The organism is Hyphococcus sp. (assembly GCF_041986965.1).
Taxonomy (GTDB): Bacteria; Pseudomonadota; Alphaproteobacteria; order Caulobacterales; family Parvularculaceae; genus Hyphococcus.
In genome coordinates this window covers 258761-273554 of record NZ_JBHIXB010000002.1, presented here as the reverse complement: position 1 = coordinate 273554, position 14794 = coordinate 258761, and the positions used below count along the sequence as shown (strand labels likewise).

Here is a 14794-nt window from a genome sequence, read left to right as displayed (position 1 = left end):
CATCTCGGACGGCAAGGCCGGGCGGCGGGCCCTGACTGGACAGGCCCCGCTGCATCGCTTACCCCGGCCCAAACCAATGATTATAAAGGGGACCAAGGCCCATGAAACCGCTGATCGCCGGCAACTGGAAGATGAACGGCCTTGCCGCCGCCAAGTCAGAAATCGATGCGTTGATCGGCAAGCTCGGGGGCTCCGCGCCCGATGACCGGGAGGTCCTCATTTGTCCGCCGGCGACCCTCGTCGCGGCTTTCGCCGCAAGCTATTCCGATGAGGCGATCCAGATCGGCGGACAGGACTGCCACCCCAAGGCCAGCGGCGCCCATACGGGCGATCTCAGCGCGGAGATGCTGGCGGACGCCGGCGCCGCCTATGTGATTGTCGGCCATTCCGAACGCCGCGCCGATCACGGCGAAACAGACGCCATCGTCAAAGCCAAGGCCGAGGCCGCTTTCCGCGCCGGGCTGACGCCGATCATCTGTGTCGGCGAAATCAAAGACGAGCGTGAGGCGGGCAAGGCGCTGGAGATTGTCGGCGCGCAGCTTGCCGGATCGCTTCCCGAAACCGGCGAGGCGTATGTCGTCGCTTATGAACCGGTCTGGGCCATCGGCACCGGGCTGACGCCGACCAATCACGACATCGCCGAGATGCATGATTTCATCCGGTCGAAAACGCCGGAAGGAACGCGTCTTCTTTATGGCGGCTCGGTGAAGCCGGGGAATGCAAAAGAAATTCTCGCAATCTCCAACGTCAATGGCGCGCTGGTGGGCGGCGCCAGCCTCAAGGCCGACGACTTTTATCCCATCGTCGAAGCCGCCCCCGGAGAGATGTAGTCCGGAATGCGTGTGAGCCTCCTGATCGCTCTTTTTATTGTCGCCGCACTTACAGGGCTTTCCGGGTGCGCGGCTTGGTCGGCGCAGAAAAGCGCCCCGGCGATTGGGACTCTCATCGATGTTGAAGGCGAACGCCTCCACGTTATGGATATCGGCCCGCGTGACAGCGAGAAGCCGCCGCTGCTCCTGATCCACGGCGCCAGCGTCAATTTGCGCGATATGAAGATGGCGCTTGGCGATAGTCTTTCTACTGATCATCGCGTCATCCTGATTGACCGGCCGGGGCGCGGATATTCCACACGTCCAGACGATGGCTGGCGGCTTGAAACGCAGGCAAGACTGATCAAAGGCGCAGTTGATGCGCTCGGCGTTGAAGACCCGGTAGTCGTGGGGCAAAGCTTTGGCGGCGCCGTGGCGCTGCGTTATGCGCTTGAATATCAGGACGAGATGAGCGGGCTCGTCTTGCTGGCGGCGGTCAGCCATGAATGGCCGGGCGGCATCGCCTGGTACAACAAGGTTTCCGGCTGGCCTGTGGCCGGGTTTTTCCTGCGCCGCCTGGTGATCCCGCCCTATGCGTCTTTGTCTGCGGAAAAGAACGTCGCCGCATCCTTTGCACCCGATGCGCCGCCGGAAGGCTATTATGAAAAGAGCGGCCTTTCATTGTTGTTCCGTCCGCATGATTTCAAATCGAACGCCGCCGATATTTCCCATCTCAAAGCTGAAATCATCGCGCAGCAACCGCGCTATGAAGGGCTGTCTCTCCCCGTTGCTATCGTGACGGGAACGAGCGATTCAACCGTCAGTCCGGACCTGCATTCAAAACAGCTTGCGACGGAAATCGACGGCGCGTCGCTGACATTAGTGCCGGATACGGGACATGCGCTTCACCATTCCCAAACCGGCGTCATTACGGACATCATTCGCGCCATGACGGGGAACGGCGCATGAGTGAGACCATCGACATTCGCCGCAAGCGGCTTCTTTATCTCGCCACTTATCGCGGCTTCAAGGAGGCCGATCTTCTTATCGGAGGTTTCGCAAAGGCGCATCTGGGCGATATGGACGAGGACCAGCTTGATCAATTCGAAACGCTGCTCAAACAGAATGACCGCGAGCTATACGCCTGGGCCACCGACAAGCTGGAGGCGCCGGCCGAGCTTCAGGGCAGTGTTCTCGACAAGCTCAAGGCGTTTGAGATTCCACGGGGTTAGGCCGTGACCGGTTGCTTGCTAAAGTTCGCCGCCTACACGGCGCAACCTTTCATTAACCATTCGACAATTTCAGTGCTTTCCTAAACCTGACGTTACCAATTTCCGCCTATTTTTTTGGCGGGGATAGTGCGGGGCTGCGTCCGCCATCTGGAGAGTCGTGTCGCGTGCAGGCGGAATCTTATTTCCAACTCTTGAATCCGCTCGTTTTCCTGCTCTTTGCAGCGGGTTTTTTCGCCGTGAACGCCGTCCGGCCGTCGCGAGCAGTCCTCATGCTCGCCATCTCCTATCTGCTCGGCGCCGCCGCCTTTACCGTGGATATTCTGGAGCAGGCCGACATTCTCCATGCAGGCGCTATCGCGATCAGCGCCGTTTATGCCGCGACGGCTGTTCTTTCCGCCGCCGGCGTTGCCTGCCTTTATCGCGGCGCGGCGCCATGGAGGCTTTTCGGGGCGGCGTTCGTTATTCACATGTCGCTATACAGCTGGTCGTATCTGGCCAACGGTTATGGCTGGACAAGCTCCTTTCTCGCGAATTTCGGCTGCGGCGTGATTTTCTCGATCGGCCTTGTTTACATTCGCAATCATCTGCCCCGGACAATCGATAAAATAATTTTCTGGGTTTACTTCGTCAGTTGCCTGCAATGTTTTGTCCGCCCCTTGCTATTGGCGTATTTCGCCGGCGGGGCGTCTTCGGTCGAAGGTTTTGATCAGACAATTTTTGTCATGGCGCTGCATTTCGTTGTCGGCGCCTGTGCGGTCACAACAGGTATGGCGCTTCTGGTCGCCTGCAGCACCGACATCATCAACGAGCTGCAACAGCGCTCTGTCACGGACCGTCTCTCCGGCGTTTATAACCGGCGAGGGTTTGAGGAAACAGCCGAACACGCCTTGCGTGCGCGCGCCGATCACGAGTTTGTCGCGGTCATTCTCGCGGACATCGACCATTTCAAACAGGTCAATGACACCAAGGGCCATGCCTTTGGCGACATGGTGATCGCCGAGCTCGGCGCCTTGTTCACGCAATATGCCGATCATGACCGTATCGCCGGCCGGATCGGCGGTGAGGAATTCGCCATGCTGGTCGTGGGCGAGCCCTTACATGCGGTCAAAGATCTGGCCGAAGCGTTGCGCCGCGATTTCAGCGAGCTGCGGATTGACACTGCGGAGACCGAAGGCGGGTGCGCCTTCACCGCCAGCTTCGGCGCGGCCCTTTTACAGCCCGGCGAGAGTCTTCTCTCGGTGATCGCCCGCGCCGACGAAGCGCTTTACCTTTCCAAGAATCTCGGTCGCAACCGCGTCTCCTGCGAGACTGATCTGCAGGTGGAAAAACTGCGCTCAGCGGCCGGCGTTCATCACCGGCGCAAATATCGCGATGACGCCGCCGCCGTTGGGTGATCGGGAAAAGCCGCGCATCCCCTCGTTGCATTCGTAATCTCTCCGGCCTACATCCTTGCGACCACGCGGGCCGTCAAATCGGCGTCCCGCGCATTTTGCGTTGAGGAATGGTGATGGCGGACGGCAAAACGATGGTTTCCGGTGTGGCGGCGATGAGCGCCGAAACCGCCTGGAAAACGCAAGGCCATCTCGATGTTTTCGGTGCGCCGGAAGGGGCGGATGCGCTTGCTGTCGCTGACGCGGCGCGCTCGACAAAAAATCTCGTGCTGCATATCGCCCGTGACGGCGCACGCGCCGCCGCCATGGCGCAAACCCTGAAATTCTTTGCGCCCGATATTCCTGTGATTGAATATCCAGCATGGGATTGCCTGCCTTATGACCGGGTGTCGCCGTCTTCGGCCGTCTCGTCAAAACGCATGGCGGCGCTGGCAGCGATCCAGCGACGCGGTGAGGGCGCCTTTATCATTGTCGCGCCCATCAACGCCGCCATCCAGAAAACGCCGCCGAAAGACGTCATCGAGAATGCGGCGCTGTCGCTGGCGCCGGGCGCTGTGATGGAGCTCGATGCGCTGACCGCCTATCTCAGCGCGAACGGTTATGCGCGATCGTCGACGGTGCGCGAGCCCGGCGAATTCGCCGTCAGGGGCGGCCTTGTGGACATTTTTCCGCCCGGCGCGGAAGAGCCGGTGCGTCTCGACTTTTTTGGCGACACGCTGGAAAGCGTCCGGGCTTTCGACGCTGAAACCCAGCGCACCACGCGCCAGCTTTCCGGGTTCTCCCTGGCGGCGGCGAGCGAGATCTTGTTGTCGGAAGAAACGATTTCCCGCTTTCGCAAGGGCTATGTGGCGACGTTTGGTCCCGCCGGCGACGATCCGCTTTATGAGGCGATCAGCGCGGGGCGCACCCATGCCGGCGCTGAACACTGGCTGCCGCTCTTTTACGACCATATGGACACGCTGTTCGACTTTGTCGGCGATGCGCTCGTGTTCATGGATCATCTGGCGGATGAGGCGGTTGAGGAAAGACTCAACGCGATACGCGACCATTACGAGGCGCGGGCTGAAGATGCGGAAACCAGGAAACCGCGCAACAATGATTTCGCGTCGCCGGTCTATCGTCCGCTCAAACCTGATGCGCTCTATTTGAACGATGATGAGTGGAAAGACCGCATGTTCACCACAAATCTTCGCCCGCTTTCACCGTTCGCGCCGCCTGAAAATATCCGCGCCTTTAATTTTGGCGCCAAAGTCGGACGCACCTTCGCCGCCGAGCGCGCCGCCGAAAACATCAATATTTTCGACGCCGTCAACACATACGCCAAGTCACTGATCGTCGACAAAAAGAAAGTCGTCATCGCCTGCTGGTCTGAAGGTTCGGCAGACCGCATGAAAACCGTTCTTTCCGATCATGGCGCGAAAGAGTTAGCGCAGGCCGAAGACTGGAGCGCCGTCCAAAAGCTCAAGTCGTCGATGATGACAGCGGTGCTTGGCCTTGAGACGGGATTTGAAACGCCCGATGCGGCTTTTATTTCCGAGCAGGATATTCTCGGCGACCGTCTTGTGCGTCGGAGCCGAAAGAAGCGCGCGGAAAATTTCCTGTCGGAAGCCTCAAGCCTTTCCGTCGGCGATCTTGTCGTCCATGTAGATCACGGCGTCGCCCGCTACAGGGGGCTGAAAACGCTGGAGGTGCAGGGGGCGCCTCATGACTGCCTGCATCTTGAATATCACGGCGGCGACAAGCTGTTCCTGCCCGTGGAAAACATCGAACTCCTGTCGCGCTTCGGTTCCGATGACGCCGGCGCCCAGCTCGACAAACTTGGCGGCGCCGCCTGGCAGGGCCGAAAAGCGAAGATGCGCGCGCGCATCAAGATGCTCGCCGAACAGCTTATCGCTATCGCTGCCAAGCGGGCCATGCGCACGTCGGATGTGGTGGAGCCGACGACGGGAACTTATGACGAATTCTGCGCGCGCTTTCCCTATGCGGAAACAGAAGATCAAGAAAACGCCATCGCCGACATCATCGAGGATTTCGCCAAAGGCCAGCCCATGGACCGGCTTGTCTGCGGCGATGTAGGATTCGGCAAAACCGAAGTCGCGCTGCGCGCCGCCTTTGTGATGGCGATGACCGGCCGTCAGGTGGCGGTGATCGCGCCGACGACCTTGCTGGCGCGCCAGCATTACAAAAACTTCGCCGAACGCTTCAAAGGTTTCCCCTTAAAAATCGCGCAGCTTTCACGCATGGTCTCGGCCGCCGACGCCAAGGCCGCGAAAGACGGCATCGCCTCCGGCGATGTGGACATCATCATCGGCACTCACGCGCTGTTGCAGAAGACTATCAAGTTCCGCGATCTCGGTCTCGTCATTGTCGATGAGGAACAGCATTTCGGCGTCAAACACAAAGAGCGCCTGAAAGAGTTCCGCGCCGACACCCATGTGTTGACGCTCACCGCAACGCCAATCCCGCGCACGCTGCAACTCGCCATGTCGGGCATTCGCGATTTGTCATTGATTGCGACGCCGCCGGTTGACCGGCTTGCCGTGCGCACCACCGTCGGCCCTTTCGATCCGGTGGTGGCGCGCGAGACATTGCTGCGGGAGCATTATCGCGGCGGGCAGAGCTTTTATGTGGCGCCGCGCATCTCCGATCTCGACGACATCGCCGCCTATTTGTCAGACGAATTGCCCGAGCTGAAATTCAAGATCGCCCATGGTCAGATGAGCCCCGGCGAACTCGAAGACATCATGACGGCTTTCTATGAAGGCAAGTTCGATGTCCTCGTCTCGACCACCATCATTGAATCCGGCCTCGACATTCCGACCGCGAATACGATCGTCATTCATCGCGCCGACATGTTCGGTCTTGGGCAGCTTTATCAGTTGCGCGGCCGGGTAGGTCGTTCGAAACAGCGCGCCTACGCGTATTTAACCACAAGCGCGCGCAAGAAGCTCACCGACGCCGCAGAACGGCGCCTCAAAGTCATGCAGTCCCTCGATACGCTGGGCGCCGGCTTTACGCTGGCGAGCCACGATCTCGATATTCGGGGGGCGGGGAACCTGCTTGGTGAGGAACAGTCCGGCCACGTCAAGGAAGTGGGCGTTGAGCTGTACCAGCACATGCTGGAGGAAGCCGTCGCCGAGCTGCGCGAAGGCGGGGTTGAAGCGGAAGGCCAATGGTCGCCGCAAATCAATCTCGGAACATCCGTTCTCATCCCGGAAGATTATGTCGCCGATCTTGATGTTCGCATGGCGCTTTACCGGCGCCTTGGGGACGTGACCGACCCCGAGGAAATCAACGCCTTCGGCGCGGAGCTTGTGGATCGCTTTGGCAAGATGCCGCGCGAGGTGGAACACCTTCTTGAGATTGTCGCCATCAAAGCGGTTTGCCGCAAGGCGGGCATCGCCAAGATCGACGCCGGGCCGAAAGGCGCGGTTATCTCTTTCCGCAATGACACATTCGCCAATGTGCCGGGCCTCGTTCAGTTTATGGGCTCGTCGCCCCTCGACGTGAAGCTCCGGCCAGACCAGAAAGTCGTCTTCCGCCAGGAATGGGCGGACGACAAGGCCCGCCTCCGGGGAGCCAAGAAAATCGCCGGGATCATCGGCGAAATCGCGGAAAAGGCCGCCTAGCCACGGTTTCGCGAGGCCACTTGACCCGGGGCGCCCGGGCGCCTAGCTATCCGCCAGACGTAAAGGAGTCCCATCGATGAGCGACATTCAGGCCGATATCAAAGCAAAGGTCGACGCCAACCCGGTCATGGTCTTCATGAAGGGGACGCCGCAATTTCCGCAATGCGGGTTTTCATCGGTGGTTGTACAGATCCTCGATCACCTCGGCGTCGAGTATGAAGCTGCAAATGTTCTTGAATCGGACGACCTCCGTCATGGCATCAAGGAATTCTCCGACTGGCCGACCATTCCGCAGCTCTACGTCAAGGGCGAATTTGTCGGCGGCTGCGACATCGTCCGGGAAATGTTTGAGCAGGGCGAATTGCGCGAATTCCTGAAACAGCAGGGCGTCGCTACCGCTGGCTAGGCTTCTTATTTCGATCTCAGCGTGTCGCCAAACGCGTCGAAGATTGTGCCGGTCGCGGCGGCGAGTTCGTATTGGGTGACCCGCACCTCATACGCCGCCTGTGAGGCGTTGATTTGCGCGATCACAAGATCGCGCTGACCGTCAAGCACGTCGATGACGCTACGCTGACCGGCGGAATATTCCATATCAAGCCCGCGCACCGACTGACGCGCCGCTTCAATGCCGGATTCCGCAGCGATCCGGCGCGCTCTTGCTTGCTCAAGCTGGCGCCAGGTGCGGTTGACGATTTCCTCCACCGCCAGAAGCGTCGCTGTCGTTTGCGCTTCCTGTTGGGCGACGGACGCATTGGCCGACCGCACATTGGCGATGTTGTTTCCCTGCCGGAAGAGCGGCATGCGCATGCGCGCCATTAGTTGATACTCTTCATCCGCCTGCGATGCGATTAACGGGTCTTCGCCATAACGTTTGAAATAGCTGCCTTCGAGCGTCAGTTGCGGCGCAAAAACGCCTGCGGCCGCAGTCTTGTCGTGGCGTGCGGCTTTTGCGGCAGCGTCTGCGGCGGCGATGGCGGGGTTGCCTTCGCGAGCAATGGTGAGCGCATCTTCAACCGATGAAAAAATGCCTGCAAGGTCGCTCATGTCAGCCGTCATCTCGGCGGCGGGCGCGCGGCCGGTGATGCGAATATAAGCGGCTTCCTGTTGTGCAAGACGCGTGCGCGCTTCGCCGAGATCGACTTGCGCCTGCGCAAGACGCATGCGCGCCTGCTCAACCCCGGTGCGGCTTTGCGCGCCGGCCTTGGCGCGCTTTTCGGAGATATTCAATTGCTCGCTGACAAGCGACATATTCTCGATGCGGTGATCCACGATCTCACGGGCGAGAAGAACGCCCGCATGCGCTCGCGCCGCGTCCAGCGCGGTCTGTTGCATTGCCGAGAGCAAAGCGAGTTCCGACTGCGACACACGCGCCCGCGCCGCCCGAAAACGGTTGAGAGCGGACAAGCCCTGAAACAGAGGCTGCACGGCGGTCACGCCCAGCGTGGTTCCCTCGCTCTGGCTGAGCCCCTCCAGGCTATCGCTGCGCCAGCGGTCGTCGGTATAGGACGCCGTCGCCTCCACATCCGGAAGAAAGCTGCCCAGCGCCCGAAAGCGCTCGGACCTTGCGGCGTCCTTGCGCGCTTCTGCGATGCGTAAATCGGGATTGTGACGAAGCGCGTCGCGGATGGCGGCGATCACGGTTCCCGGCGCCTGTGCTTCGAGGTCGATTTCCTCGGCGCCTTCAAATGCATCATAGACGCTGCCTGCTGCGTCGTCAGCGCCTAAGGCTGGCGCCGGCGCAAGCGCCATAACGCAAAGCGCTGATAGAAAACGGCTTTTTACTGACATCGCCCCGCACATCCTGACCATTTCGGATAATGCGGATTTGGTTAACGAATTATGAATCAGCCGACAGGCTCGCCCGTCAGCATGGATCTCACCGGGTCTTTCCCGTCCCACACGAGGGAGGCCTGATAGAAGGACGAGAACATCTCGTCGAGGCCCGGCGTATCCTCGATCAGCTCAAGGAAGCCGGGCAGCTCTCCCTTGGTGTCGAGATAGCCGACGAGCCCGCCGCTCGGCACCTTGGCCTCGAAGGCGAGTTCATAGCCATGCGCCTTGTAGGCTTTGAGATCGGCGGCGTAGTTCAACGACGACTTGCCGAAATGATGAAACCCGTAGCCGCGCTCCTCGATCGTTTCCTTGTAAACCGAAGGGTGATCGTCATTCGGCTGCAACAGCTCGATCTGCATGTGACCGGCAAAGCCCATGGCGATGGCGATATCGGCCACGGCAGGCCCCCCGCGATAGGTCGCCTCTTCGCCGGTGAAATGATCGAGAAGGAACCAGGGCCCTACATTCAACCGCGTGCGCCATTTCTCCATGGCGTCATGGATGTCCGCGACCACATAAGCCGTCTGGATAATGCCGCCATGCGGCTGACCGAAAGTGTAAAGACCCATGGCGTTGCGCTCCCTTTTTTGCGGCCGTAATTGTCGTGGGCTCTTCATAGTATAGCCGACTGGCGTTGAGCCCCACCGCCTCATAGCAGCGGTTCCAGCCCTCCATGAGGGAAGGGCGCGCAACGCCTTGCAAAGCCAGCCAATTCCGGGCATTACCGGCGGCGGAGACGTGGCCGAGTGGTCGAAGGCGCTCCCCTGCTAAGGGAGTAAGCGGTTTATCCCGCTTCGAGGGTTCGAATCCCTTCGTCTCCGCCAGAAGGCTGAATGATCAGACATTCGCCCGCCTCAGCACGATAAGGTTCACCCTCGATATCTAAGTCTTAGCGCGCCAAAAGGCGCGCGGGGTTCGAATCCCTTCGTCTCCGCCAGATGCCTCTGCCATCGGGCGGCCTTTGCCTGTTCAACCGGTGTCGAGCCGATATTTCCGAAACCGGGCGCCGTCAAAATCAACATCTCCGATATAGTCAGCGCCAAGCCTGTCCAGCGCGCGAAGTCGTAAACGGGACGGCGGCAACAGGAATGTGACGAAAGGAATACGCGCATCCGCTCTTGCAAAGTCGATGGCCTCTTTGGTGATGCGCACGCCCAGCCCGAAACTGCCCGGCTTCAGCACCAGGCCGAAATCCCACTCGTCGCCTTCTTTTTGAAACCCGCCCCATCCGACATAGCAGCCATTACATAGAAACGCCCAGTGACCGAGACCATCACGACGCCAACACGCTTCTTTTGCTTCTACAAATTCCCTTGCGGTGCGTTCATCCCATTGAAAAGTGAGGAGCGGCATGTGCTCCGCCATGCGCGGATCCGACATGTGAGCGATAATCTCAGATAGCGAAATATCGGGTAATCGCGCGAAATTCAGATTGGATACAGGGGCGACTGTCATGCGTCGCCGATAGAAGCGATGAACGACCTTCGCAAGACATGATCGAACCGGGTTCGATCAAAAGTCAGTGTTGCGATAGAAGGATCGCTGGCCGGGTTACTGACACATGCCGCGGTCTTCGAGGTCGGCCAGCATCTTGGCGTTGAGCTCGGCGGCGTCCATGTCTTCCTCGGCGTTGCGCAACAGGAATTCGCGATAGGCGAGGCAATATTCCTGCTCGCTTAAGGGCGTGCTGAAATCCACAACCTGTTCCGCTTCGTCCTCGGCCATGGGCGGGAGGTCTGCGGCCGCTGCGACAGCCATTTCTTCCTCTATGCCGGCCTCGTCCGCGAGATTTTCCTCTTGGACGATCTCTTCGGTGAGGCCGCCTTCCGTCATGGGCTCAGCCTCGGGCGTGATGATATGGGTTTCCGGCGCCGCGTCTTCAGAGGCGGCGTCATTCGCCGCCGTCACCATGACGGCGGCAGGAGCGTCGACTTCCGCCGAGGTCTCGTCCACGCTTGCGCGCGGGGTCAGCACGGGCACCGGCGCATCGACCTGTTCAATTTTTCTGGAATGCTTGCCGGTCTTCGGCTTTTTTTCCGTCTTGGGCGGATCGTCATCCTCGGCGTTAAACGCGATAGGGGAGGCGCCCGTCGCTTTTTGCGAACCATCGCCGGGCGCAGTCATCGGCGCGGTCAGGGGCGCAGTCAGAGGCGCGCCCTGATCGCCGGGCATGCGCGGCGGGTTCTTCATGGCGTAAAGTCTCGCCCGTTCTTCAGTGCGCTGCGGTACGGGCGGCAATGTCATCTGACCGAACCGCGAGGCGGCGTTCGCCAGAACAAGCGACGGCGCCAGCGCATTAGCGACGCGGTTGCGCGCGCCGCCGCGTTCAATATCAGAGGCGAGCTTGCCGGGGATTGGTTTTTCGTTCAGGCGGCCGCGATAGACCTGCACATTCTCAAGAACACGTTGCACATAGTTCCGCGTCTCGGAAAACGGGATCAGTTCGACCCAGTCGAGCGGGTCGACACTGTCGCTGCGGGGATCGCCATATTCGGCGATCCAACGGTCAACGCGCGCGGCGCCGGCGTTATAGCCAGCGAAGGTCATGATCAGGGAGCCGTCAAACCGGTCAATCAGATGTGACAGATGCGCAGAGCCAAGCGTCATGTTGTAGGCGGGATCGTCGAGCAGGGCGCCGCGTGAATAGACGAGACCTTCCTTGCGGGCGGTGATTTGCGCCGTGGTCGGAATGAGCTGCATCACGCCACGGGCGCCGGCGCGCGAATAGGCGCGGGGGTTAAATTCACTTTCCTGACGGGAAAGGCCGAGAATGATTTCTGGCGAGACGAATTTCGCCGCTTCATCCGGCACGAAAATCACCGGATAGGCGACATCCGGCGTGAAGGCGTCGCGCTGTATGGCCACCTTGCCCGCACGGACGGTGAGATGCGGCGCGCCTTCGCCATTGGTGAGCTTCGCCAGTTCCACATATTCGCCGGGCCGCTCGAGTTGGTCATCAACATGATAGGCGAAAACCATAAACTCATATTCAAGATCAAGATCGGTCAGCATTCGAAGCGCGGCGACGGTAGGACGCGAGGAAAAGAGCGCGCGGTCCATTGGCGTTGACTGTGCGACAGCGTCGAATCTGGACGAAGCAAAGGCGCCGCCGATTTTCTCAGCCGCTAACTGTCCGTAGTAAGAATAATAATATTGCGCTGCGTTGGCGTAATAGGCGTTAGCGCTAACGTTATCTCCCTTGGCTTCGGCGGCGCGGCCAAGCCAGTATTGCGCTCTGGAAACGGAGATAGGCGAGCCGACCCCGGACGCGAGCGCAAGAAAATGGGTCTCCGCACGCTCTGGCGCATTCAGGAACCGCAAGGCGATCCAGCCAGCGTAAAATTCCGCTTCGGCGTAGTCTGAACCTTCGCTCATGCGATGGCCGGCGGCGACTTCATAGGCGTCGGCGAAGCGCCCGTTTTTTAACGCCCAACGCATGAGGAGGCTGCGTTCATCCCACCAGCGTCCGCCGTCGCGCAGTTCCGCCGGATCTTCCGGCGCCATTTGCGCCAGCGCCATGGCGTATTGTTCCTCACCGCGACGGCGGTGATAACGAACCGCCGCATGGAGCACGCCGGAATCGAGCTGGTCTTTTTCCGGGAGACGATCGAACAATCGCTGCGCGCTCGACGCCTGCAGCAACAGCGCCGCCCGCGCTTCCGCTTTTTTCCGTTCATGGGAGTCAAGGTAAGGAAAGACCCGCCTTGCATTGGTGACCTGACGTCCCCAGAGAAGACGGTCAACGCGCGCCGCGTGATCTTCCTTGGTCAACCGGCCGCCGTAATTTGAAAGCAGGCGCCTTTCTTCGGCGAGCGTGAATGCGCTGTTGATCCAGGCGTCGCGAATTTGTTGTTCACCGCCGCGATTATCGCCGACCGCAAACAGCGCGCGCGCAAGTTGCAGCTTGCCGGCGCCGGTCACAGGCTCGCGGCTGTCGAAAAAGGCGAGGACCTGATCGGCGGGCGCAGAGTCCGGGATTTTTTTCTCAATCCAGGCGTGAATGCGCGACCGCGCCGGCCAGTCAGGATTGGCGTCGAGAAAGGAGTCCGCGAGATTGAAATCAACGGCGGGGTCCTGCGCCATGAAATACATCCACTCGCCGAGCCCCCTGGCGATAGGATCTTCCACAAGGCTGATCAGGGAGACGGCTGTGGGAAATTGCTTGCGCTTTAGTGCGGCATGGGCCGCCACGAGCCGTTCCTTGTCGCCCCGGCTCATATAAACCGGTCCCGGCGCGACCGGCTTCACGCGCGGCGCGACGTCGCCCATGCTCGCGCCAGTGGCCAGCGGCGCACAAACGGCCAGCGCCGCCAGCGCGGCTGCGCCGACCCTCAGCAGTCCCTTAACCCTTCCCGGAAAGCGCCTTGCCATATTTCTGGCCATCCCCTGGGGCGCCGCACGCACCATACCGCCTAAACTCCCGCTTCAGAACATCGGTTGGCCCTACAATAGCCCAAACTGCGCGTCATCCAAACAGCGGCGCTTGCTGAAACTGCGCCGTGACGCTAGGGGTGACCTTAAATTTGAGAAAAACAGAGCCAATGACACAGTTTAAAGGGTCAATTACGGCCCTCGTCACGCCATTCAAAAATGGAGCCGTCGACGAGAGAGCCTTTCAGGATATGGTCGAACGCCAGATTACGGCGGGAACCCACGGCCTTGTGCCGGTGGGGACGACCGGCGAATCGGCGACGCTGTCGGATGAGGAGCATGAGCGGGTGATCTCGCTCTGCGTCGAAGTCGCCGGCGGTCGTGTGCCTGTCATCGGCGGGGCCGGCTCGAACGAGACCGCCTACGCCATCGACATGGCGCAGCGCATTGAAAAGATTGGCGTTGACGCCATTCTCGCCGTGACCGGCTATTACAACCGGCCGAGCCAGGCAGGCCTCCTGGCGCATTACACTGCACTGCATGATGCGACGGATATTCCGATCATTCTCTACAATATTCCGGCGCGCACCGTGGTCGGCCTTGCGCGCGACACCATGGCGACGCTCTCCAAGCTTGAGCGCATTGTCGGCGTCAAAGACGCCACCGGCGATCTCGCACGCGTGGCGGTGCAGCGCAGGGAATGCGCGTCAGACTTCACCCAGCTTTCTGGCGAAGACATGACAGCGGTCGGGTTCAACGCCATGGGCGGCGTCGGCTGCATTTCCGTTTCCTCCAATGTCGCGCCTGATCTGTGCGCGCACATGCAGGACGCTTGTCTTAATGACGACTATGTGACCGCGCGCGCGCTTCAGGACAGATTGGCGCCGCTCCATGACGCGCTCTTTTCCGACGCCAGTCCGGGACCGGTAAAATACGCCCTGTCGCTCATGGGACTTTGCACGGATGAGCTGCGCCTGCCCATGGTTGCGCCGAATGATGCATCGAAAGCAAAGGTGCGGGCCGCTCTGGAAGAGCTTGGCCTGATCGGCTGATGTCGGACAAAGACAAAGAAGGCCGCAAGATCATCGCGGAGAACCGTCGCGCGCGTCACGAGTATTTTGTCGAGGACGTGATTGAGGCCGGGCTCGTGCTGACCGGCACCGAAGTAAAAGCGCTGCGTGAAGGCAAGGCCAATATCGCGGAAAGCTACGCCTCGCCGGAAGACGGCGCCATCTGGCTGCTCAACGCCAACATTCCCGAATATTCAGCCGGCAACCGCGAAAACCATGAGCCCAAGCGCAAGCGTAAACTTTTACTGCACAAGCGCGAGATTGCGCGCCTGGCGCAAGCGGTCGAACGCAAGGGATATACGCTGACGCCTTTAAGGCTTTACTTCAATGAGCGTGGACGGGCGAAGCTGGAACTCGGTCTCGCACAAGGCAAAAAGATCCACGACAAGCGCGATACGTCGAAAGAGCGTGACTGGAACCGGCAGAAACAACGCCTGTTGCGCGATCGCGGTTAGCCTG

General features: G+C 60.2%; 12 protein-coding genes and 1 tRNA gene. 9 read left to right on the top strand and 4 right to left on the bottom strand.

Annotated features, from left to right (window positions below; genetic code table 11):
* Positions 1-101: 101 nt before the first annotated feature.
* The 6 genes from tpiA to grxD all read left to right on the top strand — a co-directional run bounded on the left by tpiA (position 102) and on the right by grxD (position 7467).
* Positions 102-830 (top strand): triose-phosphate isomerase, encoded by a 729-nt coding sequence (tpiA, locus tag ACFC5L_RS10345; protein WP_375203020.1) that lies wholly within the window; start codon positions 102-104, stop codon positions 828-830.
* A gap of 6 nt (positions 831-836) precedes the next feature.
* Complete coding sequence (locus ACFC5L_RS10340) at positions 837-1778, top strand: alpha/beta fold hydrolase (RefSeq protein WP_375203021.1); 942 nt, start codon at positions 837-839, stop codon at positions 1776-1778.
* Positions 1775-2041 carry an FAD assembly factor SdhE gene (locus ACFC5L_RS10335; protein ID WP_375203022.1) on the top strand — a complete coding sequence of 89 codons (267 nt, stop codon included), beginning with the start codon at positions 1775-1777 and terminating at the stop codon, positions 2039-2041. Before ACFC5L_RS10340 ends, ACFC5L_RS10335 begins: the two co-directional genes overlap by 4 nt.
* 164 nt (positions 2042-2205) lie before the next feature.
* Positions 2206-3435: a GGDEF domain-containing protein gene (locus ACFC5L_RS10330; RefSeq protein WP_375203023.1), complete on the top strand. Its 1230-nt coding sequence runs from the start codon at positions 2206-2208 to the stop codon at positions 3433-3435.
* Between the two features lie 113 nt (positions 3436-3548).
* On the top strand, positions 3549-7061 hold the full coding sequence (mfd, locus tag ACFC5L_RS10325; protein WP_375203024.1) for a transcription-repair coupling factor: 3513 nt from the start codon (positions 3549-3551) through the stop codon (positions 7059-7061).
* A gap of 76 nt (positions 7062-7137) precedes the next feature.
* Positions 7138-7467, top strand: a complete 330-nt coding sequence (gene grxD, locus ACFC5L_RS10320; RefSeq protein ID WP_375203025.1) for a Grx4 family monothiol glutaredoxin — start codon at positions 7138-7140, stop codon at positions 7465-7467.
* A gap of 5 nt (positions 7468-7472) precedes the next feature.
* On the opposite strand, the gene ACFC5L_RS10315 is transcribed toward grxD, so the two are convergent.
* Positions 7473-8849, bottom strand: coding sequence for a TolC family protein (locus ACFC5L_RS10315; RefSeq protein ID WP_375203026.1), 1377 nt, complete (start codon positions 8847-8849; stop codon positions 7473-7475).
* 56 nt (positions 8850-8905) lie between these two features.
* Positions 8906-9463 carry a VOC family protein gene (locus ACFC5L_RS10310; protein ID WP_375203027.1) on the bottom strand — a complete coding sequence of 186 codons (558 nt, stop codon included), beginning with the start codon at positions 9461-9463 and terminating at the stop codon, positions 8906-8908.
* A 163-nt stretch (positions 9464-9626) separates the two neighbouring features.
* On the opposite strand from ACFC5L_RS10310, the gene ACFC5L_RS10305 reads away from it, so the two are divergent.
* Positions 9627-9718 (top strand) — tRNA-Ser (locus tag ACFC5L_RS10305).
* 145 nt (positions 9719-9863) lie between these two features.
* Here the strand turns inward: ACFC5L_RS10305 and ACFC5L_RS10300 are convergent.
* Positions 9864-10349 carry a GNAT family N-acetyltransferase gene (locus tag ACFC5L_RS10300; protein ID WP_375203028.1) on the bottom strand — a complete coding sequence of 162 codons (486 nt, stop codon included), beginning with the start codon at positions 10347-10349 and terminating at the stop codon, positions 9864-9866.
* A 96-nt stretch (positions 10350-10445) separates the two neighbouring features.
* Positions 10446-13277 (bottom strand): lytic transglycosylase domain-containing protein, encoded by a 2832-nt coding sequence (locus ACFC5L_RS10295; RefSeq protein ID WP_375203029.1) that lies wholly within the window; start codon positions 13275-13277, stop codon positions 10446-10448.
* A 158-nt stretch (positions 13278-13435) separates the two neighbouring features.
* Here ACFC5L_RS10295 and dapA point away from each other — a divergent pair, with 158 nt between their 5' ends.
* Positions 13436-14317: a 4-hydroxy-tetrahydrodipicolinate synthase gene (gene dapA, locus ACFC5L_RS10290; protein WP_375203030.1), complete on the top strand. Its 882-nt coding sequence runs from the start codon at positions 13436-13438 to the stop codon at positions 14315-14317.
* Positions 14317-14790, top strand: coding sequence for an SsrA-binding protein SmpB (gene smpB / locus ACFC5L_RS10285; RefSeq protein ID WP_375203031.1), 474 nt, complete (start codon positions 14317-14319; stop codon positions 14788-14790). Before dapA ends, smpB begins: the two co-directional genes overlap by 1 nt.
* Positions 14791-14794: the final 4 nt, after the last annotated feature.

What these genes read in the sequence shown, in the direction of transcription:
- ACFC5L_RS10335 (WP_375203022.1), top strand. Translation starts at nt 1,775, where the DNA reads ATGAGTGAGACCATCGACATTCGCCGCAAGCGGCTTCTTTATCTCGCC.
- ACFC5L_RS10300 (WP_375203028.1), bottom strand. Translation starts at nt 10,349, where the DNA reads ATGACAGTCGCCCCTGTATCCAATCTGAATTTCGCGCGATTACCCGAT.
- ACFC5L_RS10340 (WP_375203021.1), top strand. Translation starts at nt 837, where the DNA reads ATGCGTGTGAGCCTCCTGATCGCTCTTTTTATTGTCGCCGCACTTACA.
- ACFC5L_RS10310 (WP_375203027.1), bottom strand. Translation starts at nt 9,463, where the DNA reads ATGGGTCTTTACACTTTCGGTCAGCCGCATGGCGGCATTATCCAGACG.
- dapA (WP_375203030.1), top strand. Translation starts at nt 13,436, where the DNA reads ATGACACAGTTTAAAGGGTCAATTACGGCCCTCGTCACGCCATTCAAA.
- tpiA (WP_375203020.1), top strand. Translation starts at nt 102, where the DNA reads ATGAAACCGCTGATCGCCGGCAACTGGAAGATGAACGGCCTTGCCGCC.
- ACFC5L_RS10295 (WP_375203029.1), bottom strand. Translation starts at nt 13,277, where the DNA reads ATGGCCAGAAATATGGCAAGGCGCTTTCCGGGAAGGGTTAAGGGACTG.
- grxD (WP_375203025.1), top strand. Translation starts at nt 7,138, where the DNA reads ATGAGCGACATTCAGGCCGATATCAAAGCAAAGGTCGACGCCAACCCG.
- mfd (WP_375203024.1), top strand. Translation starts at nt 3,549, where the DNA reads ATGGCGGACGGCAAAACGATGGTTTCCGGTGTGGCGGCGATGAGCGCC.
- smpB (WP_375203031.1), top strand. Translation starts at nt 14,317, where the DNA reads ATGTCGGACAAAGACAAAGAAGGCCGCAAGATCATCGCGGAGAACCGT.
- ACFC5L_RS10315 (WP_375203026.1), bottom strand. Translation starts at nt 8,849, where the DNA reads ATGTCAGTAAAAAGCCGTTTTCTATCAGCGCTTTGCGTTATGGCGCTT.